Origin of the sequence: Haemophilus sp. HMSC068C11, from assembly GCF_001815355.1 — a bacterium.
Classification (GTDB): Bacteria; Pseudomonadota; Gammaproteobacteria; order Enterobacterales; family Pasteurellaceae; genus Haemophilus_D.
In genome coordinates, this window is record NZ_KV820375.1 from 311,446 (window position 1) to 331,407 (window position 19,962).

General features: G+C 39.3%; 19 protein-coding genes. 9 read left to right on the plus strand and 10 right to left on the minus strand.

What is annotated here, in order from left to right; all coding sequences use genetic code 11:
• Positions 1–64 precede the first annotated feature (64 nt).
• A complete protein-coding gene (locus HMPREF3020_RS08550; protein WP_070776205.1) occupies positions 65–1,000 on the plus strand; it encodes a glycosyltransferase family 2 protein in 936 nt (311 codons plus the stop codon).
• 130 nt (positions 1,001–1,130) lie between these two features.
• Here the strand turns inward: HMPREF3020_RS08550 and HMPREF3020_RS08555 are convergent, their stop codons facing one another.
• Positions 1,131–2,900: a DUF4153 domain-containing protein gene (locus tag HMPREF3020_RS08555; RefSeq protein WP_070776206.1), complete on the minus strand. Its 1,770-nt coding sequence runs from the start codon at positions 2,898–2,900 to the stop codon at positions 1,131–1,133.
• A 286-nt stretch (positions 2,901–3,186) separates the two neighbouring features.
• Between HMPREF3020_RS08555 and eno the strand changes: the two genes are divergently transcribed.
• The 7 genes from eno to HMPREF3020_RS08590 all read left to right on the plus strand — a co-directional run bounded on the left by eno (position 3,187) and on the right by HMPREF3020_RS08590 (position 9,530).
• On the plus strand, positions 3,187–4,497 hold the full coding sequence (gene eno, locus HMPREF3020_RS08560; protein ID WP_070776207.1) for a phosphopyruvate hydratase: 1,311 nt from the start codon (positions 3,187–3,189) through the stop codon (positions 4,495–4,497).
• 140 nt (positions 4,498–4,637) lie between these two features.
• Complete coding sequence (locus tag HMPREF3020_RS08565) at positions 4,638–5,345, plus strand: hypothetical protein (protein WP_070776208.1); 708 nt, start codon at positions 4,638–4,640, stop codon at positions 5,343–5,345.
• Positions 5,346–5,382: 37 nt separating this feature from the next.
• Positions 5,383–5,802, plus strand: a complete 420-nt coding sequence (locus HMPREF3020_RS08570) for a DUF2251 domain-containing protein (RefSeq protein WP_049364023.1) — start codon at positions 5,383–5,385, stop codon at positions 5,800–5,802.
• 8 nt (positions 5,803–5,810) lie between these two features.
• The gene (locus HMPREF3020_RS08575) at positions 5,811–6,518 is read left to right on the plus strand and encodes an HAD-IA family hydrolase (RefSeq protein ID WP_070776209.1); all 708 of its coding nucleotides are present in this window, start codon (positions 5,811–5,813) and stop codon (positions 6,516–6,518) included.
• A gap of 7 nt (positions 6,519–6,525) precedes the next feature.
• A complete protein-coding gene (locus tag HMPREF3020_RS08580; protein ID WP_070776210.1) occupies positions 6,526–7,152 on the plus strand; it encodes a DUF1190 domain-containing protein in 627 nt (208 codons plus the stop codon).
• A gap of 2 nt (positions 7,153–7,154) precedes the next feature.
• Positions 7,155–8,336, plus strand: coding sequence for a glutathionylspermidine synthase family protein (locus tag HMPREF3020_RS08585; protein ID WP_070776211.1), 1,182 nt, complete (start codon positions 7,155–7,157; stop codon positions 8,334–8,336).
• A gap of 48 nt (positions 8,337–8,384) precedes the next feature.
• On the plus strand, positions 8,385–9,530 hold the full coding sequence (locus HMPREF3020_RS08590; RefSeq protein ID WP_070776212.1) for an iron-containing alcohol dehydrogenase: 1,146 nt from the start codon (positions 8,385–8,387) through the stop codon (positions 9,528–9,530).
• Positions 9,531–9,685: 155 nt separating this feature from the next.
• Here HMPREF3020_RS08590 and rplA read toward each other — a convergent pair whose 3' ends face one another.
• The 8 genes from rplA to lysM form a co-directional block, all read right to left on the minus strand.
• Complete coding sequence (gene rplA, locus HMPREF3020_RS08595; RefSeq protein WP_005695230.1) at positions 9,686–10,375, minus strand: 50S ribosomal protein L1; 690 nt, start codon at positions 10,373–10,375, stop codon at positions 9,686–9,688.
• A 4-nt stretch (positions 10,376–10,379) separates the two neighbouring features.
• Positions 10,380–10,808: a 50S ribosomal protein L11 gene (rplK, locus tag HMPREF3020_RS08600; RefSeq protein ID WP_014064251.1), complete on the minus strand. Its 429-nt coding sequence runs from the start codon at positions 10,806–10,808 to the stop codon at positions 10,380–10,382.
• 171 nt (positions 10,809–10,979) lie between these two features.
• Positions 10,980–11,537: a transcription termination/antitermination protein NusG gene (nusG, locus tag HMPREF3020_RS08605; protein WP_005695227.1), complete on the minus strand. Its 558-nt coding sequence runs from the start codon at positions 11,535–11,537 to the stop codon at positions 10,980–10,982.
• 1 nt (position 11,538) lies between these two features.
• Positions 11,539–11,955, minus strand: a complete 417-nt coding sequence (gene secE, locus HMPREF3020_RS08610) for a preprotein translocase subunit SecE (RefSeq protein WP_049357890.1) — start codon at positions 11,953–11,955, stop codon at positions 11,539–11,541.
• Positions 11,956–12,076: 121 nt separating this feature from the next.
• Positions 12,077–13,315, minus strand: a complete 1,239-nt coding sequence (gene clpX, locus HMPREF3020_RS08615; RefSeq protein WP_014064253.1) for an ATP-dependent protease ATP-binding subunit ClpX — start codon at positions 13,313–13,315, stop codon at positions 12,077–12,079.
• Between the two features lie 9 nt (positions 13,316–13,324).
• A complete protein-coding gene (clpP, locus tag HMPREF3020_RS08620) occupies positions 13,325–13,906 on the minus strand; it encodes an ATP-dependent Clp endopeptidase proteolytic subunit ClpP (RefSeq protein ID WP_005699645.1) in 582 nt (193 codons plus the stop codon).
• Between the two features lie 144 nt (positions 13,907–14,050).
• Positions 14,051–15,349 carry a trigger factor gene (tig, locus tag HMPREF3020_RS08625; RefSeq protein ID WP_049384847.1) on the minus strand — a complete coding sequence of 433 codons (1,299 nt, stop codon included), beginning with the start codon at positions 15,347–15,349 and terminating at the stop codon, positions 14,051–14,053.
• A 213-nt stretch (positions 15,350–15,562) separates the two neighbouring features.
• Positions 15,563–16,003, minus strand: coding sequence for a peptidoglycan-binding protein LysM (gene lysM, locus HMPREF3020_RS08630; protein ID WP_065244619.1), 441 nt, complete (start codon positions 16,001–16,003; stop codon positions 15,563–15,565).
• Positions 16,004–16,180: 177 nt separating this feature from the next.
• Here lysM and HMPREF3020_RS08635 point away from each other — a divergent pair, with 177 nt between their 5' ends.
• Entirely contained in the window at positions 16,181–17,017 is an 837-nt protein-coding gene (locus HMPREF3020_RS08635; protein ID WP_070776213.1) for a KPN_02809 family neutral zinc metallopeptidase, read from the plus strand.
• A gap of 101 nt (positions 17,018–17,118) precedes the next feature.
• Here HMPREF3020_RS08635 and ileS read toward each other — a convergent pair whose 3' ends face one another.
• Positions 17,119–19,944 carry an isoleucine--tRNA ligase gene (ileS, locus tag HMPREF3020_RS08640; RefSeq protein ID WP_070776214.1) on the minus strand — a complete coding sequence of 942 codons (2,826 nt, stop codon included), beginning with the start codon at positions 19,942–19,944 and terminating at the stop codon, positions 17,119–17,121.
• Between the last annotated feature and the right edge of the window lie 18 nt (positions 19,945–19,962).

Here is a 19,962-nt window from a genome sequence, read left to right on the forward strand (position 1 = left end):
TTGTATTAATAAGGAATAATATCATCTGAGCCTTATTCACTCATTTAATAATGGATAGCCAAAAATGAAACTTGCAGTAATGTTACCTGCATACAATGCAGAAAATTTTCTCACTGAATGTTTAGAGTCATTATTGAATCAGACATTTAGTGATTTTTGTATTCTTGCGGTTAATGATGCATCTACAGATAACACAGGCAAGATTCTCGAAACTTATGCAGCAAAAGATGCTCGCTTACGTGTTTACCATTTACCACAAAACCAAGGTGAGCCTGCTGTAATGCAATTTGTCATGGATATGCTTAACTATATGAATGTTGAATATGTTGCACGTATGGATGCTGATGATATTTGTGTGACACATCGTTTTGAAAAACAAGTTCAATATTTAGACGAGCATCCCGAAATTGATATTTTAGGAAGTAATGCTCTGTTCTTTAATGATGGGCAAACTGATAAAGCGACTAAAGTGAGTACACTTCCTCTTTTAGATAAAGATATAAAAGCACATTTTTCTTTAGCTCGAGACAATATCATTAATCCCTCTTCAATGTGGCGACATTCTAGTATCAAGGCGCTCGGGATCAATTATGCCCAAACAGCCACTGCACCCGATTTTCATATGTGGGTACAATGCGCCTTACATCAAAAGAAATTTGCTAATTTACCAGAGCCATTATTGTTTTATCGGATACATCAAGGCCAAGCGAGTAAAATACATGACAAAATTAGCAAGTCTGTTCAATACTCTATGGAGCTATGGATAAGTCATTTATTTCCTGACTTAACATCGAAAGAAGTGAGCTTACTAAGCCGAACGTTACACGAAAAATCCATTAAACTCAGCAAAGAAGAGTTTGAAATGGCATTTTTGGCTTACGATAAGATTCAATCTACTTGTGAAATTTCATTATTTGGAGAAGATCGACATACGATGTTCAGCATTTTAGACCAACGCATCCAATTATTGAAAAAACTTTTATATCAACGCGTTCAATAACGCTTTGAGTTCTATTACTCGACGCCCCCAATCTAAATAGAATTAGAGAAGTTTTATTCATTTAATATCAAAGTGCGGTCAGTTTTAGCCAAATTTTTGCAATAACATCACCGCACTTTACACATCTAGCCTATTTATCAAAAATAGTTTCAACGGTTAGCGACTTATAGTGATAGCCTTTTTCTTGACTAAATTGCATTTCAAGTGAACCTAAATAGATAGCAAAACCTGGTGCATCAATTTTTAGTAAGTCTTTGCTGATTAGTTTAAGATCTGATTCCGCCAGTTTTTTCATTGAGTCTAAATGATGTTGTTGAAAGACCTGTTTAATATGCTGATCCATATCGGTACAATATCTATCATGCTCTTCAACAAAACAAACTTCGGCTCGTTCTTTTGGCTCATTCTCTTCTTTTTTCGAGCTGTTATCGTCCACACGATAGAATTGATAGACTGGCACACGGATCCATTTTTTATACGAACTCACATCAATTGATGACCATTCAAACTCCGCTTCTCTAACCGGGCTATTTTCCAGAGCCATAATGTCGCTATCATTGATACGGAAAGAATGCTCATAAACATCCAATGAAATCAGTTCATTCACTTTTTCACCATATTTTTTCACAAAGGCTTTTCGTTTCTCTTCATAATTAGATCCATCATAAAGTCCTAAGTCTAAACGATGGACTAAATAATCAGATACATCATCTAATTCATTCCAATCTTGGCGTTCGTTTTCAGGCATATTTTCTAAACGACTTAAAAAATCCACATCATCACGAATTTTCCCTTGTCCATCAGATAAATTAAGCTTTGTGAGTAAATGTTCAAAACGTTCTGTTTGGCTTTGATAAGCGATTTCTTTCGGTTTCACCACCCAAGTCATGGCAAAAATAGCTACTATCACAACGACAGAAATCAAACGATATTGACGAATTTTAGGAATGCTTAAAATGGTATAAGCAATCGTAATCGCCGAGGCTAGAGCCACTAAATAAATCCGTTGCTCAGTCCAAGCATAGGCACTAATTCGACGGTCAATTGCCAACCATAACAATACAATGGGCACAATGGAAAGGTATGGGAAAAACTTAAAGAAACTCTCCCAATTTGCTTTCACACTAATACTACGTAAAGCGTAAACACCTAAGCCTCCAACTAAATAAGGCAACGCAATATTCGACACCATACCTTTTGGCAAAGCCCCTGCTAAGATAATTTTGCCAACGTAAGCATAAAGTAGTGCAGTAAATATCATCAACGCAGGCGCTAAGATAAAATTCACTAAAATGTCAAAACTACGATTTAGCGTCATCTCTGTATTTTCTTGGCGCTGTTGAAAGACTAAAAAGAACAAAGGCAGGCAAAATGCAGTAATGGAGGAATAAAGATGCTTTTGAAACCATTCACTAAAATCAATGTTAAATAATGTACTGATTGAAGCCAAAATTGCGGCTACCAAACCAGAGACGAGCCCCCAGCCAGCAATGGATGAGGTGATGTAATATAGAGTCGTGAAATTACGATAAGTAAAGGCTTGATTGTTTCTGACAAATGGAAAGCCGAATAATATCAATAACACAATAAATTGAGCGCCCAAAAACTTAGGACTATAGCCATAAAAATCAGCATTATCATTCACTTGCCAAATGGTGAAAACGGCAATAAGCGGCACAATCCACGAAAAACGATACCATGAGTAGGGACGAGACAAATAAATAAAGGCAAACAGCATCGGCTCAAATAGCCAATAAGCTAAATGATCTTTTTCTGAATTCATATCCACAAACCAAATTCCAAGAGCAAACGCAGCAATCATGAAGATTTCAATCGGATGGGTAGATATCGCTGATTTTATTCGTGTTTTGGTTTGCTTAAAAAAAGTCGAAAGAGACATAATGATTCCTTTTTCAATGCAACAAAGTCTCAATTAAGAATAAATAATTCACCGTAAAATAATACGAAATTTCGTGCAACTGTAACCAACTTTTGAAGGCAATTCCACTGAAATAAAAGAAATAATTCGCAAAAAAAGACAAAAACTCACCGCACTTGATTGAAAAATAAGATACAGATCAAAGTGCGGTCATTTTTCCAAGACAAATTTCTAAATTTGCTTTATCATATCCCCGTTTTAGGTTCGCCTAACTAATTTTAATTAACTTTAAACAGAGGAAAACAAAATGGCAAAAATCGTTAAAGTCATTGGTCGTGAAATCATCGACTCTCGTGGTAACCCAACTGTAGAAGCTGAAGTTCATCTTGAAGGTGGTTTCGTTGGTTTAGCAGCGGCTCCATCAGGTGCATCTACTGGTTCTCGTGAAGCATTAGAATTACGTGACGGCGACAAATCTCGTTTCTTAGGTAAAGGTGTATTAAAAGCGGTTGCTGCAGTAAACGGTCCTATCGCTGATGCATTAGTGGGTAAAGAAGCGTCTAACCAAGCTGAAATCGACCAAATCATGATCGATTTAGACGGTACTGAAAACAAATCTAACTTCGGTGCAAACGCAATCTTAGCGGTATCTTTAGCAACAGCGAAAGCCGCTGCAGCATCTAAAGGTTTACCACTTTACGCTTACATCGCAGAACTTAACGGCACCCCAGGTGTTTACTCTATGCCATTACCAATGATGAACATCATCAACGGTGGTGAACACGCAGATAACAACGTTGATATCCAAGAATTCATGATTCAACCAGTTGGTGCGAAAACGTTACGTGAAGCACTTCGTATCGGTGCTGAAGTATTCCACAATCTTGCGAAAGTATTAAAATCCAAAGGTATGAGCACTGCTGTAGGTGATGAAGGTGGTTTCGCGCCTAACCTAGCATCTAATGCTGACGCTTTAGCATGTATCAAAGAAGCAGTTGAAAAAGCAGGTTATGTATTAGGTAAAGACGTGACTTTAGCAATGGACTGTGCTTCTTCTGAGTTCTACAACAAAGAAACTGGCAAATACGAAATGAAAGGTGAAGGCCGTTCATTCACTTCTCAAGAGTTCACACACTATCTTGAAGAATTAACTAAACAATACCCAATCGTGTCTATCGAAGATGGTCAAGATGAATCTGACTGGGATGGTTTCGCATACCAAACTAAAGTGTTGGGTGACCGCGTTCAATTAGTGGGCGACGACTTATTCGTCACTAACACCAAAATCTTAAAAGAAGGTATCGAAAAAGGTATCGCAAACTCTATCTTAATCAAATTCAACCAAATCGGTTCTTTAACTGAAACTTTAGCAGCAATCAAAATGGCTAAAGATGCAGGTTACACCGCTGTGATTTCTCACCGTTCAGGCGAAACCGAAGATGCAACTATCGCTGATTTAGCGGTTGGTACAGCAGCAGGTCAAATCAAAACTGGTTCTATGAGCCGTTCTGACCGTATTGCGAAATACAACCAATTAATCCGTATAGAAGAAGCATTAGAACGTGCTGGCACACCGGCTCCGTTCTTAGGTTTAAAAGCGGTTAAAGGTCAAGCATAATTTTTGCTTAATTTAAGGTAAAATAGCACCGCACTTTGCACAAAAGTGCGGTGTTTTTTTTATTAAATTGCAAAGCAATAGCTTGCCTACTATTTTTATCTAAATATTATCTGATTAACTAATTAAACTCAGTAAAAATCATGAATGCAAAACTAGAACTATACAGAAGATATTATTGCGTTGAAAGAAACATCAATGAGTTTTCTGTATTAACAGAATGGGCTACTGCTTATCTTATACAACAAGAATATGAAGATAATATTTATGAATTAGCACTTGCAAAAAATAGAAAAGAAGCATTATTTTTATCTGATAAAATTCTAGAAAATGTTGTATTTAATAACCAAAACTTACAAATAGCAACTATAGATGATAATACATCTATGTTTGATGCATTACCTAATGATATCAATTCTGCTGTGCTGTTAGGTGAATGGTATAATTGCCAAGAATATCAAATCGATTCGATGTTGATCTATCAATTTGAATTTGAAAATAAATTATTAAATAGAATAAATAAAATATTTCATAAAGAAACAAACCTCTCTACATTTAAATGTAATAGATGGATTGAAAAAATTTATGAAAACAGAAATAAAATTAGGGAACATCTATTTAACTATCTAGAAATAGAATATGCAGAAGAGTTTAGTCTTTATAAAGAAGCCAGTGTCTTAGATTACCTTTATGGAATAACTGATATAAGTTTTAATATAAAATCAAACTTATCAATAATATCTCTTAGAAAAAGTAATTTTAGTCCTGAAGAATATAATTTACCAGATCTACCAGCTGAGTATATAGAGATAGTATTAGATAGAGATATTAATATCATATCAACTATATGATTAGCCTATTAAAAACTTCAATTCAAGAGGAAATACCATGTTACATTTAACCCTCGAAGATCAACTCTTTCTCGGTCAACCAAAACAAGTCGGCACACACTCGACTGTGCATGATCACCTGGCAGTGATGTTTGAAGATGACGGTGAAACCGGCTATTTTTATGCATTAGATATGCGTCAAAATGCGCAGCCTGTTGTCGATTGCTTACATGTTTATAACGTCGATAACACTCGCAATCACCACGAAGCACGTAAATTAGAAATCTGCTGGGATGAAAGTGGTTATTTAGCCTTATTGCTCATTAACGGCTATCCGCATGCCGTATTTGATTTTGCTCATTTGATCGGCTATAACACCAACAAGCATCCTCAGCCTGACTTAATGAGCATGTGGACACACGAAGAAATCACCAATGAACGTGCGACAGCATGGCTTGGTGTGAATACCATTAAATAGGATTAACTATGCGATTTTACCGCGGTCTTCGGCCTTTCAAGGTCATGAGTTTTGATCTTGATGACACCCTTTACGATAACAGTGATGTCATTCGGTTAGCCGAAGAACGCTTTCTTCAATGTGTGCAAGAACACGCTCAACTGAGTGAGCTTACCTCAGAATATTGGCGGGAATGGAAATGGCAACTGGCGGAGAAAGATCCCTTAATTGCTGAAGATGTGATTGCCTGGCGTGTCGAAACGTTACGCAACTTACTGACGCATCATGGTAAAAGTGCAGTTGAAATTGACCGCACTTTGGCCCTTGCCATGGAAGAATTTATTGAATGGCGACACAAAATTGATGTACCCACAGAAAGTATTGAAGTGCTGAATCAACTGAAAGATCGCTACCCGCTAAGCGTGATTACCAATGGTAATGTGATTGCAACACGCATTGGGTTTGAACACTTTCAGCTGAGTTTACGTGGTGGAGAACAAGGCAGAGCGAAACCTCATCAAGATTTGTTCCACCAAACCGCTCATTATTTTGGCGTAAAACCGAGTGAAATTTTACATATTGGTGATAACTTAACCACAGATGTTCAAGGCGCCATTCAAGCTGGATGCCAAGCTGTATGGATTAATTTATCGGGCAAAGATCTCAATTCATTTACTGAAGCAAGTGTTTTGCCTACATTAGAAATCAATCATTTAACTGAATTATTAACACTTTAACCCTATGATGAAAAAGAAAAATCAAGTTCTCGTAAGCCTTTCTATTGTGGCTTTATTGGGCGGCTGCTCAGAAGAGCAAGTTCAACGAGATGTTTATAACAGCCTTGAGGATTGTTTAGCCGATTGGCAAAAAATTGAATTATGCGAAGCTGACCAATCTAATGAAAATAACAGCATCACCACAGCACATGCTGGCTCAGGCTCCTCTCTCTCGGGCAATTTAAATACACGTCCAAGCGATAATAGCAAATGGTCAGAAGACAATCAGACCGTCAAACAAACCTTAAATACAGATGGAGCAACTCACTCTGGTAACTCAAGCGGTTCTGAGGGAACAAGCCACACTAGCTCTGCAACAGGAGAAGGACACGGTAGTATGGGCAGTGCGATTGCAGGCGCCGCAATGGGCTATATGATTGCGCGTACGATGGGCTCATTTTTAGGTCCAAGCTACAATCCAAGTAACCGTGCCGTTTCAACGCCAACGGGTCAAGTTATCCAACCGCAAACTAATCGTTCTGTCGGTAAGCCTGTATTAGTGAAAGGCAATGCAGGTAGCACTTACAGCAAACCGGTTTCACGCGGTGGCTTTAAAAGCTCAAATTCAAGCAGTAACCGTAGCTCAGGCGGTTAAATATGAAACGAATCACAGGCTTTCCTACTCGCCCTAATATGGTGCAACAATTATTAGATGTGGGCTTTGATTACTATAATCTGCCTTCCTCTGATGGCTCCCATTATTGGTCAGACAATGTGGCGTATGAATTTACCCTAGCGGAAATCGATCGTATTGAAGACGCCACTAATGAATTGCACGCGATGTGTATGGACTTTGTTGCCGATGAAGTGAAACAAGGTGATTATGCGTATTATCGCTTCACCGATTTACAGAAAAATCTGATTGAACAAACATGGGCTAAAAACGTACCGCACTTATATGGCCGTTTTGATTTTGGTTATGACGGTGAAAACCTCAAAATGTTTGAATACAATGCCGACACACCTACTTCCCTGCTTGAAGCTGCTGTGGTGCAATGGCAATGGTTAGAGCAAATTGAAGGCTTAGCGCATCGTGACCAATTTAATTGGATTCACGAAGAATTGCTCAATCGCTTTCAGTTTATTCAACAGCAAACAGGACTAAACGATTTCCATTTTAGTGCCATGCAAGAAGCGGGCCGTGAAGATTGGGGCAATATCGATTACCTAGTGGATGTGGCTTACAACGCAGGTTGGCATATTCATCAGCTTGCTATTGAAGATGTGGGCTACGATAAAGACAGTCAGCAATTCCTCGATCTGAATAATCAACCTATTGATTGTTTATTTAAGCTCTACCCGCTTGAATGGATGACTACGACAGAATATGCACCACACATGCTTAATTCATCCACTACTTTTATTGAGCCTGCGTGGAAATTACTATTAAGCAATAAAGTGCTATTAGCGAAATTGTGGCAAAAACATCCAAATCATCCATTATTACTACCTGCTTACTTTAGCAAGCATGATATTACCGATCGTCAATCAATATGGGTGAAAAAACCGACGTTAGGTCGTGAGGGCGCTAATGTTTCTTACTATGAAAAACGTAATGGTCTGGAATTTGCCGCCAAAGGCAGCGAACATTCTGCCTTTTACGATCAGGCAGGCTACATCTATCAACAAAAATTTGAACTACCGAATTTTGATGGTATGTATCCTATGATTGGTTCTTGGGTAGTTGGTGATGTAGCATGCGGCATCGGATTAAGAGAAGATTTTACCCCTGTTACCGGCAATGATAGCCACTTTATTCCGCATTACTTTGTAGAATAAAAACAACGCAAAAACTAACCGCACTTAACAGATAACAAGGAGATAAATATGTATCCATTTAGTTTTCAAAACCCTACTCGCATTGAATTTGGCCTCGATAAAGAAAAAGAGATGGGTAAATATATGCACGAATACGGTGCAAAAAAGGCCTTAATTATCTATGGCAGTGAGCGAGTCAAACAATCCGGTTTATTTGAAGATGTGGCGAAAAGCTTGCGTGAGCAGGGAATTGAATACATTGAATGTGGCGGGGTAAAAAGTAACCCAACAATCAGCAAAGTCCGTGAAGCTGTTGCAATGGCGAAGGCCTTTGGTACTGATAGTGTGCTGAGTATCGGTGGAGGCTCTTGCCTTGATAGTGCGAAAGCGATCGCGGCGGGTGCGTGCTATGAGGGTGATACTTGGGACTTCTTTAAAGGCACACCGGTGCAAAAAGCGTTGATGATTTTTGATGTAATAACCCTTGCGGCAACAGGCAGTGAAATGAACTGGGGCTCAGTCATTACCAATGAAGAAACGCAGCAAAAATATTCAATTCACAGTAATCATTTATTCCCGAAAGTATCAGTCATTAATCCGAAATTACAAGCGACCGTCAGCCGTGATTATTTAGTGTATTCTGCCGCAGATATTATTGCTCATTCTATTGAAGCCTATTTCACGGCAGAATATCGTCCTGAAATTATTGATTTCTTAGTAGAAAGCAATATTAAAACCGTTATCCGTACGACTGAAATCTTGCTCAATGATCCACAAGATCTCAATGCTCGTGGTGAATTTGCCTGGGCGGCTACACTTGCGTTGAACGGTTTAACTCATTTAGGTATCTCACCTTACGGTTTCCCAAATCATATGATTGAGCATTCCATGAGTGCGATTTCAGATGTACCCCATGGCGCAGGGCTCTCTGTAATTATGCCTGCGTGGATGCAATGGTATCAATCTCAAAGACCTGCTCAATTCAAACGCTTTGCTAAAGAAATATTTGGCTTAGATAAGGCTGAAGATGGTATTCAAGCCTTAAAAGCTTGGTTTGATAAAATCGGCACACCAACTCGTCTTGAGCAACTCAGCATTGATGATAAAACCTTAGCTGAAATTATTGGAAATGCGGTTCAAACTGCTATTAAGGCGAAAATGGATAAGATTTACACCAAAGAAGCTATTGAAGCAATTTTCGCTTTAGCGAAGTAATCTCTCATAAAAAGAGCGGTCAAATTCCATTGTTTTGTGAATTTAACCGCTCTTTTTATATTCTCAATATTTCACTTTATTGAAAAGAACACAAAAAATAACCGCACTTCAGTTACCCAAAGTGCGGTTAATTTGAATTAAGTTTTAACGCTTAATTATAGTGAAGCTTGATCAACAGCGACACCAGCACCCATAGTTGTAGAGATGCTTACTTTCTTGATAAAGATACCTTTTGCAGTAGTTGGTTTTGCTTTGTTTAAAGCAGCCAATAATGCTTGAAGGTTTTCTTTTAATTGAACTTCAGAGAAGTTTGCTTTACCAATTGTTGTGTGGATGATACCGTTTTTATCGTTACGATAACGGATCTGACCAGATTTAGCATTTTTAACTGCTTCAGCAACGTTTGGTGTTACGGTACCAACTTTAGGGTTTGGCATTAAACCACGTGGGCCTAATACTTGACCTAATTGACCAACAACACGCATTGCATCAGGAGAAGCGATAACAACATCAAAGTTCATTTCGCCTTTTTTGATTTGCTCTGCTAAATCTTCCATACCTACTAAATCAGCGCCAGCTTCTTTAGCTGCATCTGCGTTAGCACCTTGGGTGAACACAGCTACGCGTACTTCACGACCAGTACCGTGTGGTAATACAGTTGCACCACGAACGTTTTGGTCTGATTTACGAGGATCGATACCTAAGTTTACTGCAACGTCAACACTTTCAACGAATTTAGCAGTTGCGAATTGTTTTAATAACGCGATTGCTTCGTTGATTTCGTATGCTTTAGTAGAATCTACGCCAGCTTTGATTGCTTTCATTTTTTTAGTCAATTTAGCCATCGTATTATTCCTCCACCACTAAGCCCATTGAGCGAGCAGTACCAGCAATTGATTTCATTTTAGTTTCGATAGTCGCGCCAGTCATATCTGCTGCTTTAGTTTCAGCGATTTGACGAACTTGATCTAAAGTTACTTTACCCACTTTATCTTTGTTCGGTTTACCTGAACCAGATTTGATACCTGCAGCTTTTTTCAATAATACTGCTGCTGGTGGAGTTTTAGTAATGAAAGTGAATGAACGGTCTGCATATACAGTGATAACAACTGGAATTGGTAAACCTTTTTCTAAGCTCTCAGTACGAGCGTTGAATGCTTTACAGAATTCCATGATGTTCACACCTTGTTGACCTAATGCAGGACCAACTGGTGGTGATGGGTTTGCCATACCAGCTGCAACTTGCAACTTAACGTATGCTTGGACTTTTTTTGCCATTTTTTAGTTTCCTCTAAATGGGTGATAACGCCGAAATCGGCTCCCCTGTTAATGAAAGGCTGTATTTTAATTAATCAGCCTCGAAATTTCAAGCAGAAAAACTACTCGAAAAACAACCGCACTTTATTTTTTAAGTGCGGCCATTAAATTTCTTATTTTGGAAAAGGGAAATTAACGTGTTTTTTCCACTTGACCAAATTCAAGCTCAACTGGTGTTGCACGACCGAAGATAGATACAGACACTTTTAAGCGACCTTTTTCGTAATCCACTTCTTCAACCGTACCATTAAAGTCAGCAAATGGACCTTCTGTCACACGTACTTCTTCACCTGGTTGATATTCTTTACGATGACGTGGTTTTTCAGCACTTTGCTCTAAACGATTTAAAATTAAATCTGCTTCACGTTTAGAAATTGGCGCTGGCTTATCTGGTGTACCACCGATAAAGCCCATTACACGTGGTACGCTTTTCACTAAGTGCCATGTGTCATCATTCATTGCCATTTCAACTAATACATAGCCAGGGAAGAATTTACGTTCGCTTTTACGACGTTTACCTGCTACGTTTTCAACGACTTCTTCAGTCGGCACTAATACTTCACCAAACTGATCTTCCATTTGTTGTTGTTTGATATATTCACGCAATGTGATTGCAACACGACTCTCAAAGCCTGAGAATGCTTGCAATACATACCAACGTTTTTTGGATACGTTTTCAGTTTCGCTCATTTTAGAATCTCAAATCAGTTAAGAAGTTAATCAATGCAATGATAATTGAATCAATTGCCCAGAAGAATAAAGAGGTAAGCACGGTTACCCCAATTACGATTAAAGTTGTTTGACGTGTTTCTGCACGAGTTGGCCATACCACTTTACGACCTTCAACTTTTGCTTCGCTAAAGAATGTACGAGCTTTTGTACCTTGATTAGTAATTGCAGCTAAACCAAAGGCAATTAATAAAGCGACAACTACGCCAACTACACGTACAGGTAAAGAGAAGGCGTCTTTAAAATAAACGTTACCAATCGCTGCAGCAGTAAAAAATGCCACAGAAAGAATCCAAAGAAGAGTGTTTAAGCCTTTTGATTTTCCTTCTACGACTTGTTCTTGGTCGTGTTTCTTTTTTTCAACAATTTCAGTTGCCATAAGTGAATCCGTATAAAATAAGGGATAAATAATTTTTAGATTAATTTCAGAACGTGCGATTGTAGCATTTTCTTTCGGGATTGCCTATGAAAAATGTTAGAAAAAACAACCGCACTTTCTATTAGTTTTTATATTCGAGCTTTGGTGGTTTGTTATCAACGATGGTTTCTTCATCCACAATCACTTTTTGCAAGTTTTCGATTGAAGGTAAATCATACATCGTATCTAACAATACAGCCTCAACGATTGAGCGTAAACCACGTGCACCGGTTTTACGTTCAAGGGCTTTTTTCGCCATCGCTTTTAATGCTTCCGGCGTGAATTCAAGTTCCACATCCTCTAAGCCAAATAATGCTTGATATTGTTTGGTCAGTGCATTTTTCGGTTGAGTAAGGATCTGAATCAACGCTTCCTCATCTAATTCGCTTAATGGTGCAATCATCGGAAGACGACCAATAAATTCTGGAATTAAACCGAATTTCATTAAATCATCCGGCTCAACTTGACGGAATAATTCAGAAAGATTTTCTTTGTCTTCTTCTTTCTCTACTTTTGCATCAAAACCAATTCCGGTATCAGTTTGTGTACGCTTACCGATAATTTTATCTAAGCCAGCAAATGCCCCACCACAAATAAAGAGGATTTTTGAGGTATCCACTTTCAACATTTCTTGTTGAGGATGTTTACGTCCACCTTGTGGCGGTACAGATGCGATAGTGCCTTCAATTAATTTTAATAAGGCTTGTTGCACACCTTCACCAGACACATCGCGAGTAATAGACGCGCCTTCTGATTTACGGCTGATTTTATCAATTTCATCAATATAGATAATGCCCTGCTCTGCTTTTTCCGTATCGTAATCGCAGTTTTGCAATAATTTTTGCAGAACATTTTCCACGTCTTCGCCCACATAACCAGCTTCGGTTAACGTCGTCGCATCGGCCATAGCAAAAGGTACATTTAAACGACGTGCCAAGGTTTGTGCTAATAAGGTTTTACCGCTACCTGTTGGACCAATTAACAAGATATTACTTTTACCTAATTCCACATCATTGCTTTGGTGGTTCGTACGTAAGCGTTTATAGTGATTGTAAACCGCCACTGACAAGACTTTTTTCGCATAATCTTGCCCAATCACATAATCATCTAAGTGCGCACGAATTTCGTGTGGTGTCGGTAATTTTTCTTCAACTGCCAGTTCGCTAGGTGTTTCGATTTCTCCACTGTCTTCCAACATACTGTGGCAAAGCTCGATACACTCGTTACAAATATAACCATCTGTACCCGCAATTAATTTACCTACTTCACTTTTTTCTCTTCCGCAGAAAGAACAGTGAAGATCGTTATCATTTGTTGTCATGTTAAATCCTTAACGTTTAATCAACACATCGTCCACTAAGCCGTAAGCTTTTGCTTCTTCCGCCGACATAAAGTTGTCACGATCGGTGTCTTTTTCGATACGCTCGATGCTTTGACCTGTATGGAAAGCAAGACGCTCGTTTAAGGTTTGTTTAATTTTTAAAATTTCTTGTGCGTGGATCTGAATATCAGATGCTTGTCCACGGAAACCACCTAACGGTTGATGAATCATCACTCGTGCATTCGGTAATGCAGCACGTTTTCCTGCTGCCCCCCCTGCAAGTAAAAATGCGCCCATTGAGCAAGCTTGACCAATGCAAAGAGTACGCACATCCGGTTTAATAAATTGCATGGTATCGTAAATTGCCATACCCGCAGTCACTGAACCGCCCGGTGAGTTAATATAAATATTGATGTCTTTTTTCGGATCTTCTGATTCTAAGAAAAGTAGCTGTGCCACGATCAAATTTGCCATATGATCTTCTACTTCACCATTCAAGAAGATCACGCGCTCTTTTAATAGGCGGGAATAAATGTCGTACGAACGTTCACCACGAGAGGTTTGTTCGACAACCATAGGAATTACACTCATTTTTGCCCCTAAATATGTGCTAAAAAATCGGGCAATATTCTACCCGAAAATCAGTAAAAACAAAATGCGGTCGCTTTTCATTGAAAAAAACAACCGCACTTTTCGATGATATATCTGTGAATTTAATTCACGTTCTATCAATTATTATGCTTGTGGATTCATGATCTCATCAAATGAAGACGCTTTTTCAGTCACTTGAGCTTTAGCAAGAACGGCATCAACTGCTTGTTCTTCTAATACTACATTGCGAATGTTGTTCATTAACTCTTCATTTTTGCTGTAATATTCAACTACTTCAGCTGGTTGTTCGTAAGCAGAAGCGATATCCGCGATCATTGCTTTCGCACGTTCTTCATCCGCTTTCAATTCGTTTGATTTGATCACTTCAGAGAATAATAAACCGACTTGAACACGACGTTTTGCATCAGCTTCAAATAATTCACGTGGTAATTGTGCAGCTTGTTGTGCATTGCCACCGAAGCGTTGTGCTGCTTGGTTACGTAACACATTGATTTCTTCTTCTACTGCAGAAGCTGGAACATCAATTGGGTTTTGTTCGATTAAACCGTTTATGACTTGTTGTTTAACGCGAGAAACTAATGCGTTTTTCAATTCACGTTCCATATTTTTACGGATTTCTGCACGTAAATCTGCCACAGTTTTAGTGTTTGGACCAAATTTAGCAACGAACTCATCTGTTAATTCTGGTAATTCCATTTCTTCTACTTTTTTCAAGGTGATCGCAAATTTTGCATCTTTACCTTTTAAGTTTTCAGAATGGTATTCAGCTGGGAAAGTCACATTGATATCGAATTGTTCGCCTGCTTTGTGGCCTACGATGCCCTCTTCAAAACCAGGGATCATACGACCTTGGCCCATGAATAGAACGAAATCAGTTGCTTTACCGCCTTCGAATTCTTCGCCATCTACTGAACCAACGAAGTCGATTGTTACGCGTGAATCTGCTTTCGCTGCAGCTTTGCTTTCAGCCCAAGTCGCTTGTTGTTTACGTAATACATCGATCATTTTATCGATATCAGCTTCAGTGATTTCAACAGTTGGTTTCTCAACTTTGATGTTTTCTAAGCCTTTTAATTCAACTTCTGGGTACACTTCGAAAGTTGCAGTGAATGATAAATCTTTACCAGGTTCGAACGTTTCGATAGCGAAAGTTGGACGACCTGCGATGTTGATTTTCTCAGCGATTACTGCGTCAAAGAAATGACGTGGTAATAAATCGTTTAACACATCTTGACGGATTGATGCGCCAAAACGTTGTTCAATGATGTGAGCTGGCACGTGACCTTTACGGAAACCATCAACACGTACATTTTTTGCTGCACGTTTGAATTCTTCACGAGTTGCTTTTTCTACAGCTTCAGCTGGAACGGTGATCGTCACACGACGCTCTAAACCTTGAGTTGTTTCAATATTTAATGACATTTGTAACCTCAATTAATGTTGCACTCGGTAAAAACCACACCGAACACGTTATTGTTTGTAAAAATAAAAAACCGCCAAATTATAGCGAAAGAAAATCAAACAGTCGATAGAAACCGGAAAATTCAATAGAAAACCCGCTAAAATTGCACAATTTATCAACAATTTTTGATAAAGAAAAAAGTGCGGTCAAGAATAACCGCACTTTTTATCGAATTATAAACCTTTCGGTAAACGAATTTTTTGACCTGGGAAAATCTTATCCGCGTCTTTAATCACTTCTTTGTTCGCTTCAACGATAGCGGTATATTTCGCGCCATTTCCGTAAGCTTTCTCAGCGATTTTCCACAAGGTGTCACCTTTTTGGATTACATAGAATGTTTCATCACTGCCTAAGGTTTCACCGTTATTGATGCTTGCATCGCTTGTTACTGAGTGGATACCTTGAATGTTACCCGCCATTAATACTGCTTTTTCTAATGCCGCTGCAGTTGATGCCACACCTTGGATATTTGCTACACCATTTTCAACGGTAACAGATAAGTTTTCCACGCCTGGATTGTCTTCTGCGATGTGTTGAGTCACTGCTTTAGATGCCTCTTCTTCTTTAGAGAAAACTTTCTTACCAATGTCACTGACAAAATCAAATAAACCCATTTTAAAGTTCCTTTTGTATGTTTGTTTAAGGGATTATTACGATACTGAAATTCCCTTGAGAAGTCTATAAAGCAGAGTGTAAAGCTATGTAAATATTTCAAGAAAACCGATCTAAAATTGACCGCACTTTGATAGAATACGCCGATTTTAAATTTACTCACTCAGAAAGGACAAATTATGCGTTGGCAAGGTCGTAAAGAAAGCTCAAATATTGAAGATAGACGTGGCTCTGGCGGCGGTAACTTCGGTGGCGGAAGAGGAACTGGTATTTTCGGTATTATTATCTTATTAGTTGGTGCTTATTATGGCGTGGATCTTTCAGGCTTAGTGGGCACACCGGATTTTTCTGGACAAAGCTCTCAACGATTAGAAACCCAAGAAGAACAGCAGCTTGCGAGTCTTTCTAAAGTTGTATTAGCGGATACTGAAACCGTTTGGGGACAATATTTTAGACAAATGGGGAAAACCTATAGTGAGCCAACCATGGTACTTTACAATGGTGTAACCCCAACCGCTTGTGGTACTGGTCAATCTGCAATGGGCCCATTCTACTGTCCGAGCGATCGCAAAGTTTACCTTGATTTATCATTCTATAATGAAATGAAAAATAAACTGGGTGCAGCGGGTGATTCAGCCTTTGCTTATGTGATTGCGCACGAAGTCGGTCACCATGTACAAAATATGCTTGGTATTCTGCCGCAAGTGAATCGCGCACAACAAAGCAGCGATCGTAAAACGGCAAATCAACTTTCTGTTCAATTAGAACTTCAAGCTGACTGTTTCGCTGGTGTTTGGGCGAGCCAAGCAGTGAAAAGTGGTTTATTTGAACGAGGTGATGAAGAAAAAGCATTTAATGCAGCAGAAGCTGTGGGCGATGACCGTTTACAAAAACGCAGCCAAGGTTATGTAGTACCGGATAGCTTCACTCACGGCACATCTGCACAGCGTCTAGAATGGTTCAGAAAAGGCTTACAAAGTGCCAAGCCTTCTGTATGTAATACTTTTAACCAATAAAATCTTTAAGGCTGATTAATATCAGCCTTTTTTATTTCTGTTCATTTAAACATAAAAAAGAGCGGTCAATTTTGACCGCTCTTTTCTTCATGATTTTAAGCTTACGCGAACTGACGTACTTCGCCGTTACCCGCTACGTTTTCCACACAACGTGGACAAAGTGTAGGATGTTCAGGATTCACGCCGATTTTGTCAGAATAATGCCAACAACGTGGACATTTTTCACCGTTAGAACGTGCTACGCTTACCACAATACCCTCTAACTCACCCGCAGCCACATCCGCAGGTTTGTCTGCTAATGCTTTCACTTCTGCTTTTGAGGTAATTAACACGAAACGTAATTCATTTCCTAATTGTTCTAACAATGCACGATATTCATCGTTAGCATAAACCGTTACTTCTGCTTCTAAACCACCACCGATCACTTTATCGTTACGCGCGATTTCTAATACACGGTTCACTTCAGAACGAACTTTAATAAGTTGTTGCCAGTAAGCATCGTCTAGTTTTTCATTCTCGCCTAAACCAAATAAGCCTTCATAGAATTCTTCAGTGAAGACGAATTCTGCACGTGCAGTTGCTGTTTGTGGCAAGTAGCCCCAAATTTCATCTGCCGTGAATGACAAGATTGGTGCCATCCAACGAACCAATGCTTCCGCGATGTGCCATAACGCTGTTTGACAGCTACGACGCGCAAGGCTGTCTGCTTTGGTTGTATATTGACGGTCTTTAATAATATCAAGGTAGAACGAGCCCATTTCCACAGAACAGAAACGCATTAAACGTTGTACTACTGTATGGAATTGATAGTTATCGTACGCGTCTTTAATTTCTTTTTGTGCATCTAACGCACAAGCTACCGCCCAACGATCCAAGCTAATCATGTCTTCCGGTTTAACCGCATCACGTTGAGGATCAAAACCATTCAAGTTCGCTAATAAGAAACGCGCAGTGTTACGAATACGACGATAGCTGTCCGCGGCACGTTTTAAAATTTCATCAGAAACGGTCATTTCACCGGTATAGTCGGTAGATGCCACCCATAAACGTAAAATGTCGCCACCGAATTTATCCATGACTTCTTGTGGTGTCACGATGTTACCGATAGATTTTGACATCTTACGGCCTTGACCATCCACGGTGAAACCATGAGTTAATACTTGTTTGTATGGTGCTTTGCTGTCTGTTGCCGTAGAAAGCATTAAAGAAGACATAAACCAACCACGGTGTTGGTCAGAACCTTCTAAATACATATCGATATCTTGACCGTTAAATTCTGGACGATTCGCCACAACAGAAGAATAGGTTGATCCTGAGTCAAACCATACGTCAAGGGTATCAGGCACTTTACGATAGGTTTCTGCGTCCGCACCTAATAATTCTTTTTCGTCTAAATCCCACCATGCTTGAATACCGGCTTTCTCTACACGTTTCGCTACTTCTTCAAGTAACGCTAAAGTACGCGGATGAAGTTCTTCGGTTTCTTTGTGCACGAATAAGGTCATCGGCACGCCCCAAGTACGTTGACGGGAAATACACCAGTCAGGGCGGTTTTCAACCATTTTCTCGATACGCGCTTGACCCCAATCTGGAATCCAGCGAACTTGTTTGATCTCGCCTAATGCTTGTTGGCGTAAACCCTGTGTTTCCATGCCGATAAACCATTGCGGAGTCGCACGGAAAATAATCGGGGTTTTGTGACGCCAGCAGTGTGGGTAGCTGTGTTTGATTTTCTCAACTTTCAATAAGTTGCCCACTTCTTGTAATTTTTCAACAACCAATGGATTGGCTTCAAATACGCCTTTGCCTGCAAAAAATTCGGTGGTCGAAATAAATTTACCGTCATTAGATACAAGACCGGCCATCGGTAAATCATATTGTTTACCCACAACAAAGTCATCTAAACCGTGATCAGGTGCGGTATGTACTAAACCCGTACCACCATCAGTGGTCACGTGATCACCTAAAATCACTGGCACAGTGAAATCATAGAACGGATGGTTAAAACGTACTAACTCAAGCGCCTGACCTTTTACTGAACCTAAAACTTCAACTTGTTCTACGCCCACCGCTTTCGCTACGGATTCAACTAATTCAGCGGCTAAAATCACGCGCTCATCGCCAAGTTGTACTAAGTTGTATTCTAAGTCTGCATTTACCGCAATCGCACGGTTAGATGGCATTGTCCAAGGTGTGGTAGTCCAAATCACCGCAGATAATTTGCCATGGCCTTTGCCTACTGCGTTAAATTTCTCTTCAATTTCAACCGCACTTACTGCTGGGAAACGCACATAGATAGATGGAGAAACTTTGTCCTCGTATTCCACTTCAGCTTCTGCTAAAGAAGAACCGCAATCCAAACACCAGTGCACTGGTTTTGAACCTTTGTATAAATGGCCATTCGCAATCACTTTACCGAGTGTACGGATGATGTTTGCTTCGGTGTTAAAGTTCATCGTTAAATAAGGATTATCCCAATCGCCTAATACGCCTAAACGGATAAAATCTTTTTTCTGTCCTTCGACTTGTTCCGCTGCATATTCACGGCATTTTTGACGGAATTCAGCTGCTGTAATTTTCTCGTTTGGTTTGCCCACTAAACCTTCTACTTTTAATTCAATTGGCAAGCCATGACAGTCCCAACCTGGGATATAAGGCGAGTCAAAACCTAATGCGGTTTTGGATTTAACAATAATATCTTTCAGAATTTTATTAACGGCGTGACCGATATGAATATTGCCGTTCGCATACGGAGGGCCATCGTGCAAAATAAAGGATTTTTTACCTTTAGTCGCTTGGCGGATTTTTTGATACAACTGTTTGTCATACCAATTTTTTAACATTACAGGTTCGCGTTTGGCTAAATCGCCACGCATAGGGAAACCTGTTTCAGGTAAATTTAACGTGTTTTTGTAATCAACTGTCATGTTATTTTCCAATTTTAT